The sequence below is a fragment of the Aeromonas sp. S8(2024) genome (assembly GCF_041403085.1).
Classification (GTDB): domain Bacteria; phylum Pseudomonadota; class Gammaproteobacteria; order Enterobacterales; family Aeromonadaceae; genus Aeromonas; species Aeromonas dhakensis.
In genome coordinates, this window is sequence record NZ_JBGLRF010000010.1 from 110,563 (window position 1) to 125,995 (window position 15,433).

General features: G+C 62.7%; 16 protein-coding genes. 10 read left to right on the top strand and 6 right to left on the bottom strand.

Annotated elements, in window-relative coordinates; translation table 11 throughout:
• Position 1 precedes the first annotated feature (1 nt).
• Together ACB031_RS19915 and glmU are read left to right on the top strand one after the other, a co-directional pair.
• Positions 2-430: a F0F1 ATP synthase subunit epsilon gene (locus tag ACB031_RS19915; protein ID WP_005307217.1), complete on the top strand. Its 429-nt coding sequence runs from the start codon at positions 2-4 to the stop codon at positions 428-430.
• Between the two features lie 94 nt (positions 431-524).
• Positions 525-1,886: a bifunctional UDP-N-acetylglucosamine diphosphorylase/glucosamine-1-phosphate N-acetyltransferase GlmU gene (gene glmU / locus ACB031_RS19920; protein ID WP_371140108.1), complete on the top strand. Its 1,362-nt coding sequence runs from the start codon at positions 525-527 to the stop codon at positions 1,884-1,886.
• A gap of 50 nt (positions 1,887-1,936) precedes the next feature.
• On the opposite strand, the gene creD is transcribed toward glmU, so the two are convergent.
• The 4 genes from creD to blrA form a co-directional block, all read right to left on the bottom strand.
• Positions 1,937-3,298 carry a cell envelope integrity protein CreD gene (gene creD / locus ACB031_RS19925; RefSeq protein WP_371140109.1) on the bottom strand — a complete coding sequence of 454 codons (1,362 nt, stop codon included), beginning with the start codon at positions 3,296-3,298 and terminating at the stop codon, positions 1,937-1,939.
• A gap of 118 nt (positions 3,299-3,416) precedes the next feature.
• Positions 3,417-4,211, bottom strand: coding sequence for an OXA-12 family class D beta-lactamase (blaOXA, locus tag ACB031_RS19930; protein WP_371140110.1), 795 nt, complete (start codon positions 4,209-4,211; stop codon positions 3,417-3,419).
• Positions 4,212-4,286: 75 nt separating this feature from the next.
• Positions 4,287-5,708: a beta-lactam sensor histidine kinase BlrB gene (gene blrB, locus ACB031_RS19935; RefSeq protein ID WP_371140111.1), complete on the bottom strand. Its 1,422-nt coding sequence runs from the start codon at positions 5,706-5,708 to the stop codon at positions 4,287-4,289.
• Positions 5,709-5,742: 34 nt separating this feature from the next.
• Complete coding sequence (blrA, locus tag ACB031_RS19940; protein WP_042006327.1) at positions 5,743-6,417, bottom strand: beta-lactam response regulator transcription factor BlrA; 675 nt, start codon at positions 6,415-6,417, stop codon at positions 5,743-5,745.
• A gap of 122 nt (positions 6,418-6,539) precedes the next feature.
• Between blrA and ACB031_RS19945 the strand changes: the two genes are divergently transcribed.
• Both ACB031_RS19945 and glmS read left to right on the top strand, forming a co-directional pair.
• Complete coding sequence (locus tag ACB031_RS19945) at positions 6,540-7,313, top strand: DeoR/GlpR family DNA-binding transcription regulator (protein WP_005307234.1); 774 nt, start codon at positions 6,540-6,542, stop codon at positions 7,311-7,313.
• Between the two features lie 51 nt (positions 7,314-7,364).
• Positions 7,365-9,197 carry a glutamine--fructose-6-phosphate transaminase (isomerizing) gene (gene glmS / locus ACB031_RS19950; protein ID WP_371140112.1) on the top strand — a complete coding sequence of 611 codons (1,833 nt, stop codon included), beginning with the start codon at positions 7,365-7,367 and terminating at the stop codon, positions 9,195-9,197.
• 69 nt (positions 9,198-9,266) lie between these two features.
• On the opposite strand, the gene ACB031_RS19955 is transcribed toward glmS, so the two are convergent.
• Positions 9,267-10,043 carry a LuxR family transcriptional regulator gene (locus tag ACB031_RS19955; protein ID WP_016352388.1) on the bottom strand — a complete coding sequence of 259 codons (777 nt, stop codon included), beginning with the start codon at positions 10,041-10,043 and terminating at the stop codon, positions 9,267-9,269.
• 209 nt (positions 10,044-10,252) lie between these two features.
• Here ACB031_RS19955 and ACB031_RS19960 point away from each other — a divergent pair, with 209 nt between their 5' ends.
• From ACB031_RS19960 to ACB031_RS19985, 6 genes are read left to right on the top strand one after another with little or no spacing between them, the layout of a single operon-like run.
• On the top strand, positions 10,253-11,014 hold the full coding sequence (locus ACB031_RS19960) for a DUF3450 domain-containing protein (protein WP_371140113.1): 762 nt from the start codon (positions 10,253-10,255) through the stop codon (positions 11,012-11,014).
• Positions 11,011-12,318: a MotA/TolQ/ExbB proton channel family protein gene (locus ACB031_RS19965; RefSeq protein ID WP_371140114.1), complete on the top strand. Its 1,308-nt coding sequence runs from the start codon at positions 11,011-11,013 to the stop codon at positions 12,316-12,318. Before ACB031_RS19960 ends, ACB031_RS19965 begins: the two co-directional genes overlap by 4 nt.
• Positions 12,315-12,845, top strand: coding sequence for a MotA/TolQ/ExbB proton channel family protein (locus tag ACB031_RS19970; RefSeq protein WP_005307253.1), 531 nt, complete (start codon positions 12,315-12,317; stop codon positions 12,843-12,845). Before ACB031_RS19965 ends, ACB031_RS19970 begins: the two co-directional genes overlap by 4 nt.
• On the top strand, positions 12,842-13,243 hold the full coding sequence (locus ACB031_RS19975) for a biopolymer transporter ExbD (RefSeq protein WP_010635580.1): 402 nt from the start codon (positions 12,842-12,844) through the stop codon (positions 13,241-13,243). The genes ACB031_RS19970 and ACB031_RS19975 overlap by 4 nt, the downstream gene beginning before the upstream one ends.
• Entirely contained in the window at positions 13,240-13,902 is a 663-nt protein-coding gene (locus ACB031_RS19980; protein WP_371140115.1) for a TonB family protein, read from the top strand. The genes ACB031_RS19975 and ACB031_RS19980 overlap by 4 nt, the downstream gene beginning before the upstream one ends.
• Positions 13,903-13,904: 2 nt before the next feature.
• Positions 13,905-15,083, top strand: coding sequence for a hypothetical protein (locus ACB031_RS19985; RefSeq protein ID WP_371140116.1), 1,179 nt, complete (start codon positions 13,905-13,907; stop codon positions 15,081-15,083).
• 109 nt (positions 15,084-15,192) lie between these two features.
• On the opposite strand, the gene ACB031_RS19990 is transcribed toward ACB031_RS19985, so the two are convergent.
• A partial coding sequence (locus ACB031_RS19990; RefSeq protein WP_371140117.1) for a hypothetical protein occupies positions 15,193-15,433 on the bottom strand: 241 nt, incomplete at its 5' end.

Consider the following 15,433-nt stretch of genomic DNA (forward strand, 5'->3'; position numbering starts at 1 on the left):
CATGGCTGAGATGATCTCCTTTCACCTGGACGTGGTGAGCGCCGAAGGAAAACTGTTTTCCGGTCGCGTGCAGTCCGCTCAGGTATCAGGCTCCGAAGGTGAGCTGGGTCTCCGCCACGGTCATGCTCCGTTGCTGACTGCCATCAAGCCGGGCCTGGTCCGCTTGGTGAAGCAGAACGGAACTGAAGAGGTGCTGTACATCTCCGGCGGCATGCTGGAAGTACAACCCGAAGCCGTGACCGTGCTGGCGGACACCGCGATTCGTGCCGACGATTTGGATGAGGCGAAAGCCCAGGAAGCCAAACGCGCGGCGGAAGAGCGGATCCACAGCTCCCATGGTGATATCGACTACGCCCAGGCTGCCACCGAGCTGGCCAAGGCGATGGCTCAACTGCGGGTCATCGATATCGTCAAAAAGAATTACCGTTAATAACGGTGAGGTAAAAAGCGACCTGCGGGTCGCTTTTTTTTTACTCGTTGGATAGACTCCGCCGAGTATTTTTTCATGTTCCAAAGGTCGAATTATGTCCCTCAACGTCGTGATCCTTGCTGCGGGTAAAGGTACCCGTATGCGTTCCTCCCTGCCCAAGGTACTGCACCCGGTCGCCAACAAGCCCATGGTCTCCCATGTGATCGATACCGCCCGCCAGGTGGGTGCCGAGCAGCTGCACCTGGTCTATGGCCACGGTGCCGAACTGCTGAAGGAGCGGATCCAGGCATCCGACCTGAACTGGGTGCTGCAGGCCCAGCAACTGGGAACCGGTCATGCGGTGGCCCAGGCCATCCCGTTCTGGAACGATGAAGACGACGTGCTGGTGCTGTACGGCGACACCCCGCTGATCCAGCCGGAAACCCTGCAGCGGCTGCTGGCCGCCAAGGCAAGCGATGGCATGGCGCTGCTGACCGTGGTGCTGGACAACCCGACCGGCTATGGCCGGATTGTGCGCAGCAATGGCCAGGTGGTCGGTATCGTCGAGCAGAAGGATGCCAACGCCGAGCAGCTCGCCATCCGCGAAGTGAACACCGGCGTGCTGGTGGCCAACGGTGGCCAGCTGCGCAGCTGGCTCTCCCGTCTGGACAACAAGAATGCCCAGGGCGAGTTCTATCTGACCGACGTGATCGCCATGGCCCATGCCGACAACTGCCCCATAGCTGCAGTCCACCCGGACGACGCCATGGAAGTGGAAGGGGCCAACAACCGGGTGCAGCTGGCCCAGCTCGAGCGCAGCTATCAGCAGATGCAGGCCGAGAAGCTGATGATCGCCGGTGCCACCCTGATCGACCCGGCCCGCTTCGATCTGCGTGGCACTCTGGAGATCGGGGAAGAGGTGGTGATCGACGTCAACGTCATCATCGAAGGCAAGGTGGTGCTGGGCAACCACGTCCGCATCGGTGCCGGCAGCGTGCTGAAGGATTGCGTGATCGGCGATCACACCGAGGTGAAACCCTACTCCGTCATCGAAGGCGCGCAAATCGCCGACCAGTGCTCGGTCGGTCCTTTTACCCGCCTGCGCCCGGGTGCCGTACTGGAGCAGGATGCTCACGTCGGCAATTTCGTCGAGATGAAGAAGGCGCGCCTCGGGGTTGGCTCCAAGTGCGGTCATCTGACCTATCTGGGGGATGCCGAAGTAGGTGCCAAGGTGAACATCGGGGCCGGCACCATCACCTGCAACTACGACGGGGTGAACAAGTTCCAGACCATCATCGAGGACGACGTCTTCGTCGGCTCCGATACCCAGCTGGTGGCGCCGGTGCGCATCGGCAAGGGGGCGACCCTGGGGGCCGGCTCCACCATCACCAAGGATGTGGCCGAGAACGAGCTAGTGATCACCCGGGTGCCCCAGCGTCACATCAAAAACTGGGCTCGCCCGGTCAAGAAGAAGTGATACCCGATCAATGAAATGCAAACCGGCGCCTGATGGCGCCGGTTTTGTTTTCAGCTCTCCTGCCCGCTGGCGGGGGGCGTCGGGGCACTCCCCATCACCCGATACCAGTCCAGCTTGCGGGTCAGCACCATGACCAGCGCCAGGATGACGAACAGCAGCAGGGCGCCGAGCAGCAGGGCTATCTCCTCGGCCTGCAGCAAGCCGAACAGGATGGCGTAGACCAGCCCGAGCAGGGCCGCGAAGCCGAGCCCCTGTTTGGGGCCGCCCAGCACATGGCTGAGGTAGAAGCCGTTGAGGGTCACGCTGGCCAGGGCGGCAATCAGATAGGCCCAGGCAAAGCCGAGGTGTTCGGTCAGTGCCAGCAGCACCAGATAGAAGATGGCCAGCCCCATGCCCACCAGCGCGTACTGGATCGGGTGCACCCGCAGCCCCTTGAGCAGCTCGAACATGAAGAAGCTGAGGAAGGTGAGGCCGATGAACAGCAGCGCATACTTGGCGGCCCGCTCGTTCTGCTGATAGTGATCCACCGGCTGCACCAGGCTGACGCTGAAGGCGGGCAGATCGCCGCTGGTGCCCTTCATCATACGGTTGAAACGGCTCTCCATGTCGGTGGCAAACCAGCTGCTCTGCCAGCTGGCCTCGAAACCGCTGGCGGTAAGGGTGCGGCTGCCCGGCAGAAAGTCGCCGATGAAGTTGGGGTGGGGCCAGTTGCTGGCGAGGTTGAGCCTGCTGTCCTGGCCGAGAGGCACCACTTCCAGCTGGTTCATCCCCTGCAGGTCCAGTTCGATGTGAAAAGCGCCGCCCTCCCCCGGCAGGGCCGCGAGCGGCGCATGGATGCCGGCCAGTCCGTCACCCAGCAAGGCGCCGGGGGCGAACGGGATGCGCTGCTCCCCCAGTTGCAGCTCGGGTACCCGGTTGATGCCGCGGGCATCGGACAGCACCAGGCTCAGATAGGGTTTGCTTGCCACCAGGGCGGGATCGGCGCCATCGACGGTCAGATCCGGTTCGCCGCTGATCAGGGTTTTACCGTTCAGTTCGGCAGGCAGTCGCCCGGAGAGGGAGAGCCGGGTGTGATAGACCTGGGCCTGGTAGATGCCTAGCTTGCGCGGGGTCACCTCCATGCTCGCCTGCACGTCCAGCTGTTCCGGCAGCAGGTAGCGATAGAGCTGCAGCTTGCGCTCGAAGCGCTTGCCATCCTGCTCCACCGTGACGGTGCGGGTATAAGGCTGCACTACGACCGGCCCCAGCAGTCGCTGCGGCCCGCTGCTGCTGGCCATGATGCTGTGGATGGCCTGGCTGCGATAGGCCTGGCGCTCCCGGTTCAGCTCCATGATGGATTGCACCGGCACCATCAGCAGCAGGCTGAGCAACAGCAGCAGAAAGATCTTGTGGCTGAATATCTGTTTGACCATGACACGTCTCCTTGTTGATGGAGCCGAGTGTGACGGTCGTGGGTGAAGGGGATATGGGGCTGTGTGAAGCGGGGGTGAAGGGGGATAAAAAAACCGGCGCCTGGCGCCGGTCTGGGTATCACAGGGTTTTCAGTTTGGCCGGCAGGGCGGCCAGCACCTCTTCCTTGGCCTTGAGCGAGGCGAACTGTTTGCCGGGTTTCTGCACCACGGTATGGACGAAGATGAGCTGTTTGCCCGGCTTGCTGGCCCAGCCGACGAACCAGCCGATCTGCTGCTCCCGGTTGAGGCTGCCATCCAGCTTCTTCGGGTAGCCCATGCCGGTCTTGCCGTGGATCTGCCAGCCATCGATCTCGCTCACCTTGAGGATGTTGGCGGTGTACTGCAGGGTCTGCGCCGACACCGGCAGATTGCCGCTCACCATCTTGCCGAGGAAGCGGGCCTGCTCTTGTGGACTGATGGCAAGGCTGGCACTGAGCCAGGCCTGGGTCAGACCGTCGTGCTTGCCAGGATTGCCGGAGAGATCCCGGTTGCCGTAGTCAAAACGATCGACGTACTGCTGGAAGCGATCCATCCCCAACCATTCAGTGATCTGCTGGGAGAACCAGACCACCGAGTAGGTTTCCCAACGGCGCGGGGTGGTGGTCTCCCGCCAGGCGGGCAGCCAGTCGTCGTAACCCGGTTTGAAGGGCAGCGCCGGGTGCTCCTCGTCCACCAGAAAGCCGCTGTCATAACCCATCAGCGCCAGCGGGATCTTGAAGGTGGACGCGGGTGGCAGCTGGCTTGAACAATCCCCTTCGCTGGAGAGGGTCTGGCCGTTGCCGTCGGCATAGAGAAAGCAGCCGGTGGCGGCGCTGGCAGGCAGTGAAAACAGCAGGCCTGCGCCGAGCAGGCCGGATAACAGAAGGCGGGACATGGGGGCTCCTTGAGCACATAAAGTTCGCTGGGAAAACACCAGCATAGCGCCGCTTTATGTGCCCAGTGTGAAGTGTCAGCCCGCTGGCAACCAGAGCTCGGCCAGCACTCCGCCGTCAGCCTGGTTGGTGAGGGTCAGCCGGCCGCCGTGCTGGCGCGCCACCTCCATGGCGAAGCTGAGCCCGAGGCCGCTGCTCTTGCCCTTGTCGGGTCTGGGCAGGGAGTAGAAGCGCTCGAAGATGCGCGGCAGGGCGTAGGCCGGAATGCCGGGTCCCTGATCCCGCACCCGGAAGCAGTAACCCCCCTCCTCCATGGCGCCGCTCAGCCTGAGAGTGCTGCCGACGGGGGAGAAGTCGAGAGCGTTGTCCAGCAGGTTGCCGAGGGCCTGCTCCACCAGCAGCGGGTCCCACTTCTGTTTCTGGGTTTCCCCCAGCTCGGCGTGCAGGGTGATCTGGCGGCGCTGGGCCAGGATCTGGCGGGCGTCGAGCGCCCGTCTGCCCAGCCTGGCCGGCTCGACCGCTTGTCTATCCAGCCCCTGCCCCGACTCCAGTTTGGCCAGCTGCAGCATCCGCTCGATCAGCTGCTGCATGCGGGCCGTCTCCAGATTGATGTTGCCGATAAAACGCTTTGCGACGTCCAGCGGCGGGGCCTCGGTCAGTATTTCCCCTGCCCCGCGAATGGCGGCCAGCGGGCTCTTGAGCTCGTGGGTCAGGCTGTGCACATAGGCTTCGATGTAGGCCTTGCCATCCAGCTGGCGGCGCATGGTCTCAAGGGAGCGGCCGAGCCGATCCAGCTCCGGGCTGTAGAGGCGTGGCAGAGTGGCGGGCTGGCCCTGGCTGACCGCATCGGCATAGTGCACCAGCTTGCCGATGGCGCGGTTGAGCCACCACACCAGCAGGGCACCGATGAGCAGTGAGATGAACAGCAGCAAGGCTGCCCCCTGCAGCAGCTGGTGCTCGCTGCGTTCTATCATGGGCAGCAGGGTGCGGTTGGGTTTGGCGACGGTGAGGGAGCCCAGAATGTCGTCCCCCTCCCGCAGCGGGGCGGCGACGTGCATCACCGAGCTGGTGGGATCGTCGGGATCGCTGCGGGTGCTGCGGGCGCCGTATTCGCCGCGCAGGGTCAGGTAGACGTCGTTCCAGCGCGAGTAGTCCTTGCCCAGATCCACCCCGTCCGAGTCGTAAACCACCTTGCCCCAGCGGTCGACCACATAGATGCGGTACTCCGCCTGCTGCTTGAGGTGGCCGTCGATGAGGGCGTTGATGGGGCTCTGGTTGAGGCGGGCGAAGGCGCTGGCCAGCCGGCCGTCGGCCATCTTCCCCTCCTGCAGGTCATCCAGCGCCAGCGGGGCCAGCATCTGGGCCATGTCTACCAGGGTATCTTCGGTGGCGCTGCGCACCCCGGGTTTGATCTCCTCGACGAAGATCTCCAGCACGAACCAGGCGGCCAGCGCAAAGATCAGCACCAGCCCGCACAGCAGTTGCAGTCCGATTCTCATGTCATCCCCCGACCGTGACCCGGCAACCCTCTGTTCATGCCTGCTCCAGGCTGTAACCCAATCCGCGGTGGGTCAGGATCAGGTTGGCGTCCGGATCCCGCTCTCGCAGCTTGGCGCGGATGGTTTTGATGTGGGTGTCGACGGTGCGATCCAGGCTCTCTTCCGCCCCGCTCCACACCAGATCCATCAGCTGCTGGCGGGAGTAGACCCGGCCCGGCGTCAGCATCAGGGTCTTGAGCAGCAGGTATTCGTAGCGGGTGAGCGCCAGCGGCTGGCCGTGAAAGCTGATGCGGGCCCGCTCCTCGTCCAGGGTGAGTGTCTGGCTCGGCTGGGGGGCGGCTGGCTGGCTGCGGCGCAGGATGACCCGTACCCTGGCGCACACCTCGCGGGGCGAGAAGGGCTTGGCCACATAGTCGTCGGCGCCAATCTCCAGTCCAATCAGGCGGTCTATCTCTTCGCTGCGGGCAGTGAGGAACATCAGGGGGACGTCGCAGCGGGCTCGTACCTCCTTGCACAGCTCGAAGCCGCTGATGTCCGGCAACCCCACATCCAGGATCAGGAAGTCGGGGCGCGACTGGGCAAGTCGCGCCAGCAACGGCTGGCCGAGGGAAAACCACTCCACCTCGAAACCGTCGGTTTGCAGGGCATAGATCAGGGTGTCGGCGATGCTGGCTTCATCTTCTACCAGCCAGATGGTTCGTTTTTGCATGGCATCCTCGTCGCAAATCAGCCCCCCATTCTGGCATCGAACCATATCGGATCCTATTTGCCGTTTGATTTTTCCAGAAAAGGCATTAATATTTCGACATTCTTTCGAATCGAAACTTTAAGATGACCAAACGTAATACTCAGCAGCGCCGTCACACCATAGTGAGCCTGGTGCAGGAGCAGGGTGAAGTGAGCGTCGATGCCCTGGCCAAGCACTTCTCCACCTCCGAGGTGACCATTCGCAAAGATCTGGCCGTGCTGGAGACCGGTGGCCTGTTGCTGCGTCGTTACGGTGGCGCCGTGCCCCTGCCCAGCGAGATGGTGGTGGACGGCAATCCAGAGCAAGTTTCGAAACGAAAGCTGGCTATCGCCAAGGCGGCGGCCGAACGGATCCGCGATCACAACCGCGTCATCATCGACAGCGGCACCACTACCAGCGCCATGATCCCGCTGCTCGGCAACAAGCGCGGTCTCATCGTGATGACCAACTCCCTCAATGTGGCCGGTGCCCTGCGCGAGCTGGAAAACGAGCCTACCCTGTTAATGACGGGAGGCACATGGGACCCCCACTCCGAATCCTTCCAGGGTCAGGTGGCGGAGCAGGTGCTGCGCTCCTATGACTTCGACCAGCTGTTCATCGGCGCCGACGGCATCGATCCGGAACGCGGTACCACCACCTTCAATGAGCTGGTGGGGCTGTCCCGGGTGATGGCCGAGGTGTCGCGGGAGGTCATCGTCATGGTGGAGTCGGAAAAAATCGGCCGCAAGATCCCCAATCTCGAACTGCCCTGGTCCAGCATCCATACCCTGGTGACCGACGAGGGGCTGGCCATCTCGGCCAGAGAACGAATTCAGGCCAAGGGGATCCAGCTGATCTGCGCCCCCGTGGCAGTCTGACCTGAACAAATGATTATCCAACCGAATCAATAGCATCTTAAGGAGAAGTGTATGTGTGGCATCGTCGGGGCCGTCGCCCAACGTGATGTGGCTGAAATTCTGGTAGAGGGTCTGCGCCGTCTGGAATACCGCGGCTACGACTCGGCCGGTGTGGCCGTGTTCAGCGCCAGTCAGCCGCTGCAGCGGGTGCGTCGCCTCGGCAAGGTGGCCGAGCTGGCCAAGGCGCTGGACGAGCAGTCCGTGCACGGCGGCACCGGCATCGCCCACACCCGCTGGGCCACTCACGGCGAACCGTCCGAGCGCAATGCCCACCCTCACGTCTCCGAGCATATCGTGGTGGTGCACAACGGCATCATCGAGAACCACGAAGAGCTGCGGGAAGAGTTGAAGGCGCTGGGCTATGTGTTCAGCTCCGACACCGACACCGAGGTGATCGCCCACCTGGTGCACCACGAGCTGAAATCCGCCCCCAGCCTGCTGGCTGCCATGCAGGTGGCAGTGAAGCAGCTGCGCGGCGCCTACGGCACCGTGGTGATGGACAGCCGTGACGACAGCCGCGTGGTGGTGGCCCGTTCCGGCTCCCCGCTGGTGATCGGCCGCGGCATCGGCGAGAACTTCATCGCTTCCGACCAGATGGCGCTGCTGCCAGTGACCCGCCGCTTCATCTTCCTGGAAGAGGGTGACGTGGCCGAAGTGACCCGTCGCGACGTGCACATCTTCGATACCCACGGCGAGGCCGTGGTGCGTGAAGAGCAGGAGTCCGAACTCTCCCACGACGCCGGTGACAAGGGCGAGTACCGCCACTACATGCTCAAAGAGATCCACGAGCAACCCAAGGCCATCACCAACACCCTGGAAGGGCGTCTGGGCGGTGATCAGGTGGTGGTTGAGTCGTTCGGCAACGGTGCGCGCGCCATCTTCGACAAGGTCGATCACGTGCAGATCGTCGCCTGTGGCACCTCCTATCATTCCGGCATGGTGGCTCGCTACTGGTTCGAAGAGATCGCCGGCGTCTCCTGCGACGTGGAGATCGCCTCCGAATTCCGCTACCGCAAGTCGGTGGTGCGCCCCAACAGCCTGCTGGTGACCCTCTCCCAGAGCGGCGAGACCGCCGATACCCTGGCCGCCCTGCGCCTGGCCAAGGAGTCCGGCTACATGAGCTCGCTGGCCATCTGCAACGTGCCGGGCTCCTCCTTGGTGCGCGAATCGGATCTGGCCTTTATGACCCGAGCGGGGGCTGAAATTGGCGTGGCCTCTACCAAGGCGTTCACCACCCAGCTGGCCGGTCTGCTGATGCTGGTGGCCTCCATCGGTCGTTGCCGCGGCCACCTGAGCACCGCCGCCGAAGCTGAGCTGGTCAAGGCGCTGCAGGCCCTGCCGCTGCGCATCAAGGAGAGCCTGGCGCTGGCCAAGGATATCGAGGCCCTAGCCGAAGAGTTTGCCGACAAGCACCACAGCCTGTTCCTGGGTCGCGGCAGCCAGTACCCCATCGCCATGGAAGGGGCACTCAAGCTGAAAGAGATCTCCTACATCCACGCCGAGGCCTATGCCGCCGGTGAGTTGAAGCACGGCCCGCTGGCGCTGATCGATGCCGAGATGCCCATCATAGTGGTGGCGCCGAACAACGATCTGCTGGAGAAGCTCAAGTCCAACGTGGAAGAGGTGCGTGCCCGTGGCGGTATCCTCTACGTCTTCGCCGATGCCGATACCGGCTTCAAGAGCGACGAAACCATGCGGGTGATGAGCCTGAACCACGTGGAAGAGGTGATCGCGCCGATCGTCTATACCGTGCCGCTGCAGCTGCTCTCCTACCATGTAGCCCTCATCAAGGGTACCGATGTGGATCAGCCGCGCAACCTGGCAAAATCCGTGACGGTGGAATAAGCCGTCGTCAGAAATGAAAAAAGAGCCGCATTGCGGCTCTTTTTTATTGGCTGTGCTGCCGGGCTGGCGTCATGACAACCGCAGGTTGGTGATGGTCACGTCGTCCAGCGAGGGCACTATGATGCCGCTGGAGATGCTCTTGGCGATCGCCTGGTTGCGGTTCTTCGAGTCGGTCTTGTTGGTGACCTGATTGAGGTGGAAGTTCACGGTCCGCTCGCTGATGCCGAGGATGGTGGCGATCTCCCAGGAGGTCTTGCCCTCGCTGGCCCAGAACAGGCACTCCTTCTCCCGATCGGACAGTTCGGTCAGGTACTTCATCAGATCCGGCCTGCTCTTTATCAGCTGCAGCGCCGAGTTGAAGATGTAGCTGGCGCAGAACGACAGCAAGGGAACGTTTTCAAACATCAGATCGGAATTGGACTTCTCCTTGCTGATGAAGGAGAGGATGCCGTGTTCCCCCTGCGGCGTGTGCAGCGGGAAAGAGACGCCGTTTCTCACCCCGAAGTCGGCGGCCAGGTTCATCACCTCCCGGCTGGCGCTGGGCAGCCAGGGGGAGTCGCAGTCGAGCTTGTTCCAGAAGATGGGCTGGGTCTGTTTCAGCCCCAGGAAGACCACCGGATCCTGGGTCAGGTAGTGCCGCTCCGAATAGGCATCGAACCAGCTGGTGGGGCAGTTGTTGAACAACGCCACATGGGATTTCTGCATGCTGATGGGGAAAATAATCAGCAAACGAAAGTAATCAAAGCCCATCTGGTGACTGAAGCGCTCCAGCTGCTGCTGGATGTCGCTGGTCTTCTTGGCCTTGGTGAACCGATCGATATGTTCCCAGATCGCATCGTTGAACATGAACTTCTCCTTTTTCGATCTCTATCACATTGATCGAAAAGATATTTTTTATTTATTAATTTGGTGTTGTGACGAACAACGCCAGTGACTCCCGTGCTTGCTTAAAAATTATCCTGTTTTTTCAGCCGAAGGCCAACAAAATCATCTGATTGCCACTGACCCTCCACTCTGAGACAATGAGAATAGTTATCATTGTTAAGATTTATATCATGAACAAGTTTTGGGGTTTGGCCTTGTTGCCACTGTCAGTCCACTTCGCTGCCGGCGCCGACGAGCTGGTCGCGCCGGCACTGAAAAACAGCATAGCTGCCGGGAAAGCCTCCCAGCAGCGCGTGGAGAAAGCCGCCGATGCGGCCGTTGCCGCCAGGCTGGAGCTGCAGAATGCGCAGCTGCAACTGCGCGATCTGGAAGCCTACAACCGCTACATGCAGTCTCTGGTGGCCGATCAGCAAAATGAGTTGGGCAAGCTGAGTCAGCAGCTGGAGGCGGTACAGGAGACCCGGCAGGGCCTGATCCCGTTGATGCTGCAGATGCAGGCCGAGCTGGAGCAGCTGGTACAAAATGACATTCCGCTGCGCAAGGAAGATCGCCTGGCGCGGGTTGAACAGCTGAAAGCCACTCTGGCCAGGGCTGACGTGAGCGAAGCGGAGAAGTTCCGCCAGCTGCTGCAGGCCTACCAGATCGAAGCCGAATATGGCAGCCGGCTCGACAGCTATGCCGCCGAACTGGTGCTGGACGGCGCACCGCGCCGGGTCGACGTGCTGGCGGTGGGCCGGGTCTCCCTGTTGGCGATGACCGCCGATCGTTCCCAGGCGTGGCGCTGGTCCGGACAGAACAAGCAGTGGCAGCCCCTCGACAGCCAGTGGCTCTCCCCCGTCGCCGAGGCGCTGGAGATGGCCGCCGACAAGAAGGTTCCCCAGTTGTTGAATGTCCCCCTTTCCGTCAGCCGTGGTCAGGAGGCCCAGTCATGAGAGTCACCATGAAGTGGTTCCCCCTCGCCCTCGCCCTCGCTCTGGGCACCACTGCCGCCGTGGCCGATGAAGCCTGGCAGCAGCAGGAACAGGCCCGTGAACAGCAGGCGCAGCAGGATCTGGCGTCCGTCTCCAAGGAGCTGAACAGTGCCCGCGCCAAGCTGGCCGAGGCCCAGCGCCTGAGCAAGGAGCTGGCCAGCCAGTTCGCTACCAATGAGAAGCAGCTGGTGGAGCTCAATGCCCAGTGGGAGCAGGCCTCCGGCGACATGAACGAGATCTTTGCGGTCACCCGTCAGGGGGCCAGCGATGCGGTCAAGCTGCTGAGTGAATCCGCGGTCGAAGGTCAGTACCCCGAGCGCCTCGCGCCGCTCAAGGCGATGGCACAGGAGAAGCAGGTACCGGATCGCGCCGCCCTCGCCCTGCTGCCTGCCACCTTGCTGCAGGAGATCCGCGAGTCGGGCCGGGTTGCCCAGTTCAACGGCAAGGTGCTGGATGCCCAGGGGGCGGCCAGCGAGCAATCGCTGACCCGGGTCGGCAGCTTCGCGCTGCTTGGCGAGCAGGGGTTCCTGCAACCCACAGCCGAAGGCCTGAGCCCGGTGCTGGGCCTGCCCAGCAACGTGCTCTCCGCCGCGGCCGCTTATCAGGGCCAGGAAGGGGAAGCGCTGCCGCTGGATCCCTCCCACGGCACCCTGCTGGCAATGCTGGCGCAAGCCCCTACCTTCTGGCAGCAAGTCCAGCAGGGTGGTCAGGTCGGCGCCATCATAGTGCTGCTGGCCGCCATCGGCCTGGGGATCGCCGGGGTGCGGCTGTGGAGCCTCTCCCGTGAACTGGGTCGGGTTCGTCGCCAGCTCAAGAGCGGTGAATATCATGCCGACAACGCCCTCGGCCGGGTGCTGACGGTGGCTGACAAGCATCCCGAGCTGAGCATGGAGACCCTCGAACTGCGTCTCGACGAGGCGATCCTGCAGGAGACCCCCCGCATGGAGCGTGGCATCGGCATGGTCAAGGTGATCGCGGCCATTGCCCCCATGCTGGGGCTGCTCGGTACCGTGACCGGGATGATCGGCACCTTCCAGGCCATCACCCAGTTCGGCACCGGCGATCCCAAGATCATGGCGGGCGGCATCTCCATGGCACTGGTCACCACGGTACAGGGTCTGGTGGCGGCCATTCCGCTGATCTTGGCTCACAGCCTGCTGCAGTCTCGCTTCACCGAGCTCTCCAACGTGCTGGAGCAGCAGGTGGCCGGCATTCTGGCCGAGCGGGCCGAAAGCAACCGTGACGGGATGGAGCGGGCGGCATGATGCTCGACATCTGGCAACAGCTGCAGAGCTTCATGGGTCGTGGCGGCCCGGTGCTCTGGGTCATTCTGGCCCTGCTGGTGCTGATGTGGATTCTGATGATCGAGCGGCTGCTCTACCTCAACCTGGGGTTTGCCCCGCTGCAGCGCCAGCTGCTCGGCCGCTGGCAGGCCCGCAGCGAGCGCCACAGCTGGCACGCTCGGGCGATTCGCGGGCGCTGGCTGGCCGAGGCCGAGCTTGAGCTCAACCGTCATCTGATCTTCATCCGCACCCTGGTCGTGCTCTGCCCCATGCTGGGGCTGCTGGGTACCGTGACCGGCATGATAGGCGTATTCGATGCGTTGGCCGCGGCCAACCGCTTTAACCCGGAGAGCATGGCGGGCGGGATCTCCCGTGCCACCATCCCCACCATGGCTGGCATGGTGGTCGCGCTCTCCGGCGTGTTGTTACTCAGCCGGCTCGAGAGCCAGGCCAAGCGTGCGCTGGCCAAGACCCGGGACGGCCTGCGAGAAGAGAAGGTAATGCAATGAGACGGCAATCCAAACGCCAGCGCGACGAAGTGCAGATCGACATGACCCCCATGCTGGATATCGTATTCATCATGCTGATCTTCTTTATTGTCACCACCTCCTTCGTGCGCGAAGCCGGGCTCGAGGTGCACAGGCCCCAGGCCAGCCAGGCCAAGGCGCAGAAGTCCTCCAGCATCATGCTGGCGATCGGCCCTCAGGGGCAGATCTTCCTCGACCGCAAGCAGATCGACGTGGAGCGAGTACAGGCCAGCGTCGCCCGCCTGCTGGCGGAACAGCCCGATGCCAGCCTGGTGATCCAGGCCGACGAGCGGGTACCCCACGGCAAGGTGGTGCGGGTGATGGATGAGGCCAAGGCGGCAGGCATCGCCAACATCGCCGTGGCGGTGGCACCGAAATGAAATACAAGCTGATGAGCCTGGGGCTGGGGATTGCCCTCAGTCTGGGGATCCTGCTGTTCATGGCCACCCTGGTGGAGCCGCCCAGAGGGGAGAAGGCGAGCGCCGAGCAGAAGTCTATCGTCATCAACATGCAGAACGAGGTGACCGAGGTGCAGGTGCGTGAGCGCCCGGTACCCCAGGAGCCGGAACCCCTGCCGGAGCCACCTGCTGCGCTGGCCTCGACGTCGCTGCCTATGCCGACGGCGGCCCCGCTGCCCTCGGTGCAGCCGAGCCTGGATCTGGTCTCCAGCCTCAGCGCGGTGCAGGTCTATGCCCCTGGCGTCGCGACCAGCCCCAACCCGGTCGCGAGCGGCAACTTCCATGGCCAGCAGCAAGGTGCCGGGGTCGGCGCCGGTGACATGCTGATGCCGCTGCAGCGGATCGAGCCAGTCTATCCCTATCGGGCCCAGCAGGCCGGCATCGAGGGGTCGGTCACCTTACGTTTCAGCGTCGATGCCGACGGTCGGGTACAGGATGTGGAAGTGGTCGAGGCCAAGCCGAAGCGTCAGTTCGAGCGGGCGGCCATTCAGGCGATCAACAAGTGGCGTTATCAGCCGAGACCCGGCGCCACCGACAAGCTGGTGCAAGTCATCACGCTCAAATTCAAACTGGAGTCATAACTATGTTGCGGATCTGGATCTGTCTGCTGGCCCTGGTCAGCCAAGCCTGTCTGGCGATGGAGGTGAGCCCCCATTTCTCCCGCCAGCTGGAGCCCGTGATGAAGCTCTATCAGTCCGGCCAGTGGCAACAGGCCCAGAGCAAGGCATCCGGCCTCAAACCAAATAGCGATGCTGAGCGCGCCTGGCTGGCCCAACTGCAGGCCTCCCTGGCTGCCAACCTGCAGCAGACCGCGCAGGCGAGCCGTTACGTGGAGCTGGCGCTGGCCTATAAAGAGTGGCCCGAGCAGCAACAGCAGCAACTGCTGCGGCTGCGCGGCGACATCCAGGCCCAGCAATCCAACTGGGCCGGTGCCATCGCCAGCTACAAGGCCGCGTTGGCCATCAAGGCTGACGATGCCTTGCGCCTGCGTCTGGCCGGCCTCTATTACCACAACAAGCAGTACGGTGAGGCGGCCAGCCAGAGTGAACAGCTGTTGAAGAAGAGCTGGCAGAAGCAGGCAGCCATCATCCGCCTCTCCTCTCTCACCGCGCTGCAGCGCTACACAGTGGCCGCCGATCAGGCCGAAGAGCTGATCCGTCACGAGCCGAAAGAGAGCAAGTGGTGGCAACAGGCGGTGTCGCTCAATCTCTCCGCCAAGCGCGGCGATCAGGCGCTGGCTCTGCTGCAAACCGCCATCGACCGTCAGCTGATGGATGATGCCGCCGCCCGTAACCAGCTGATCCGCCTGTACGCTTGGCAGGGGCTGCCCTATCGCGGCGCCCGCCTGCTGGAAGCTGCCATGGTGAAGGGACAGATGAAGCAAAGCGCCGACAACCGTCAGCTGCTGGCCCAGTTGTGGGAAGGGGCGCGCGAGTGGCCGAAGGCCGTCGACAGCTGGCAACTGCTCGCCCGCGAGCATGCTCATCCCAAGGCGGCCATGCGCGCCGCTGAGCTGCTGTTGCAACAAGGCAAAACAGATGCCGCCATGACTCAGCTCGCGGCCATCAAGTCGGTGAAAGGGGAGCAAGGCAACAGGGCCAAGGCTCTGCTGGTACAGGCACACCTTAATAAGGAGCAGTATGCCGAGGCGCTGGTGCTGGCCCGTGAACTGCAGCAGCAGGGTAACTGGCAGCAGCGGGCGACCAGCTGGGTCAACTATATCCAGGCTCAAAGCGAAGAGTTGAGCAAAAAAGCGGCGTGAAACCGGGCGAAAACCTGTGATTAGGGGGCTTTAGTCTGCTTTTTCAGCAAACGAACGCATTTTTGCAAAAAGCCCTTGTCATCGCGACGCGCCTCCCTATAATGCGCCCTCACCAGCACGGCAGAACACGCCAACCTGATGAGCTCGCTTCCTCGTGAAGCCAGCGCCGAAAGAAAAGCGAAAACAAGTGCTTGACTTTCGAAGTGAGGAGGGTATTATACGCCTCCTCAGCGCGACAGGCGCCACGCTCTTTAACAATTTGAATCAAGCAATCTGTGTGGGCACTCACAGCATCGAGCATCAAAAACAATTTTTGATTTTCAATGTCTGATGAAGTGACCAAAGCAACG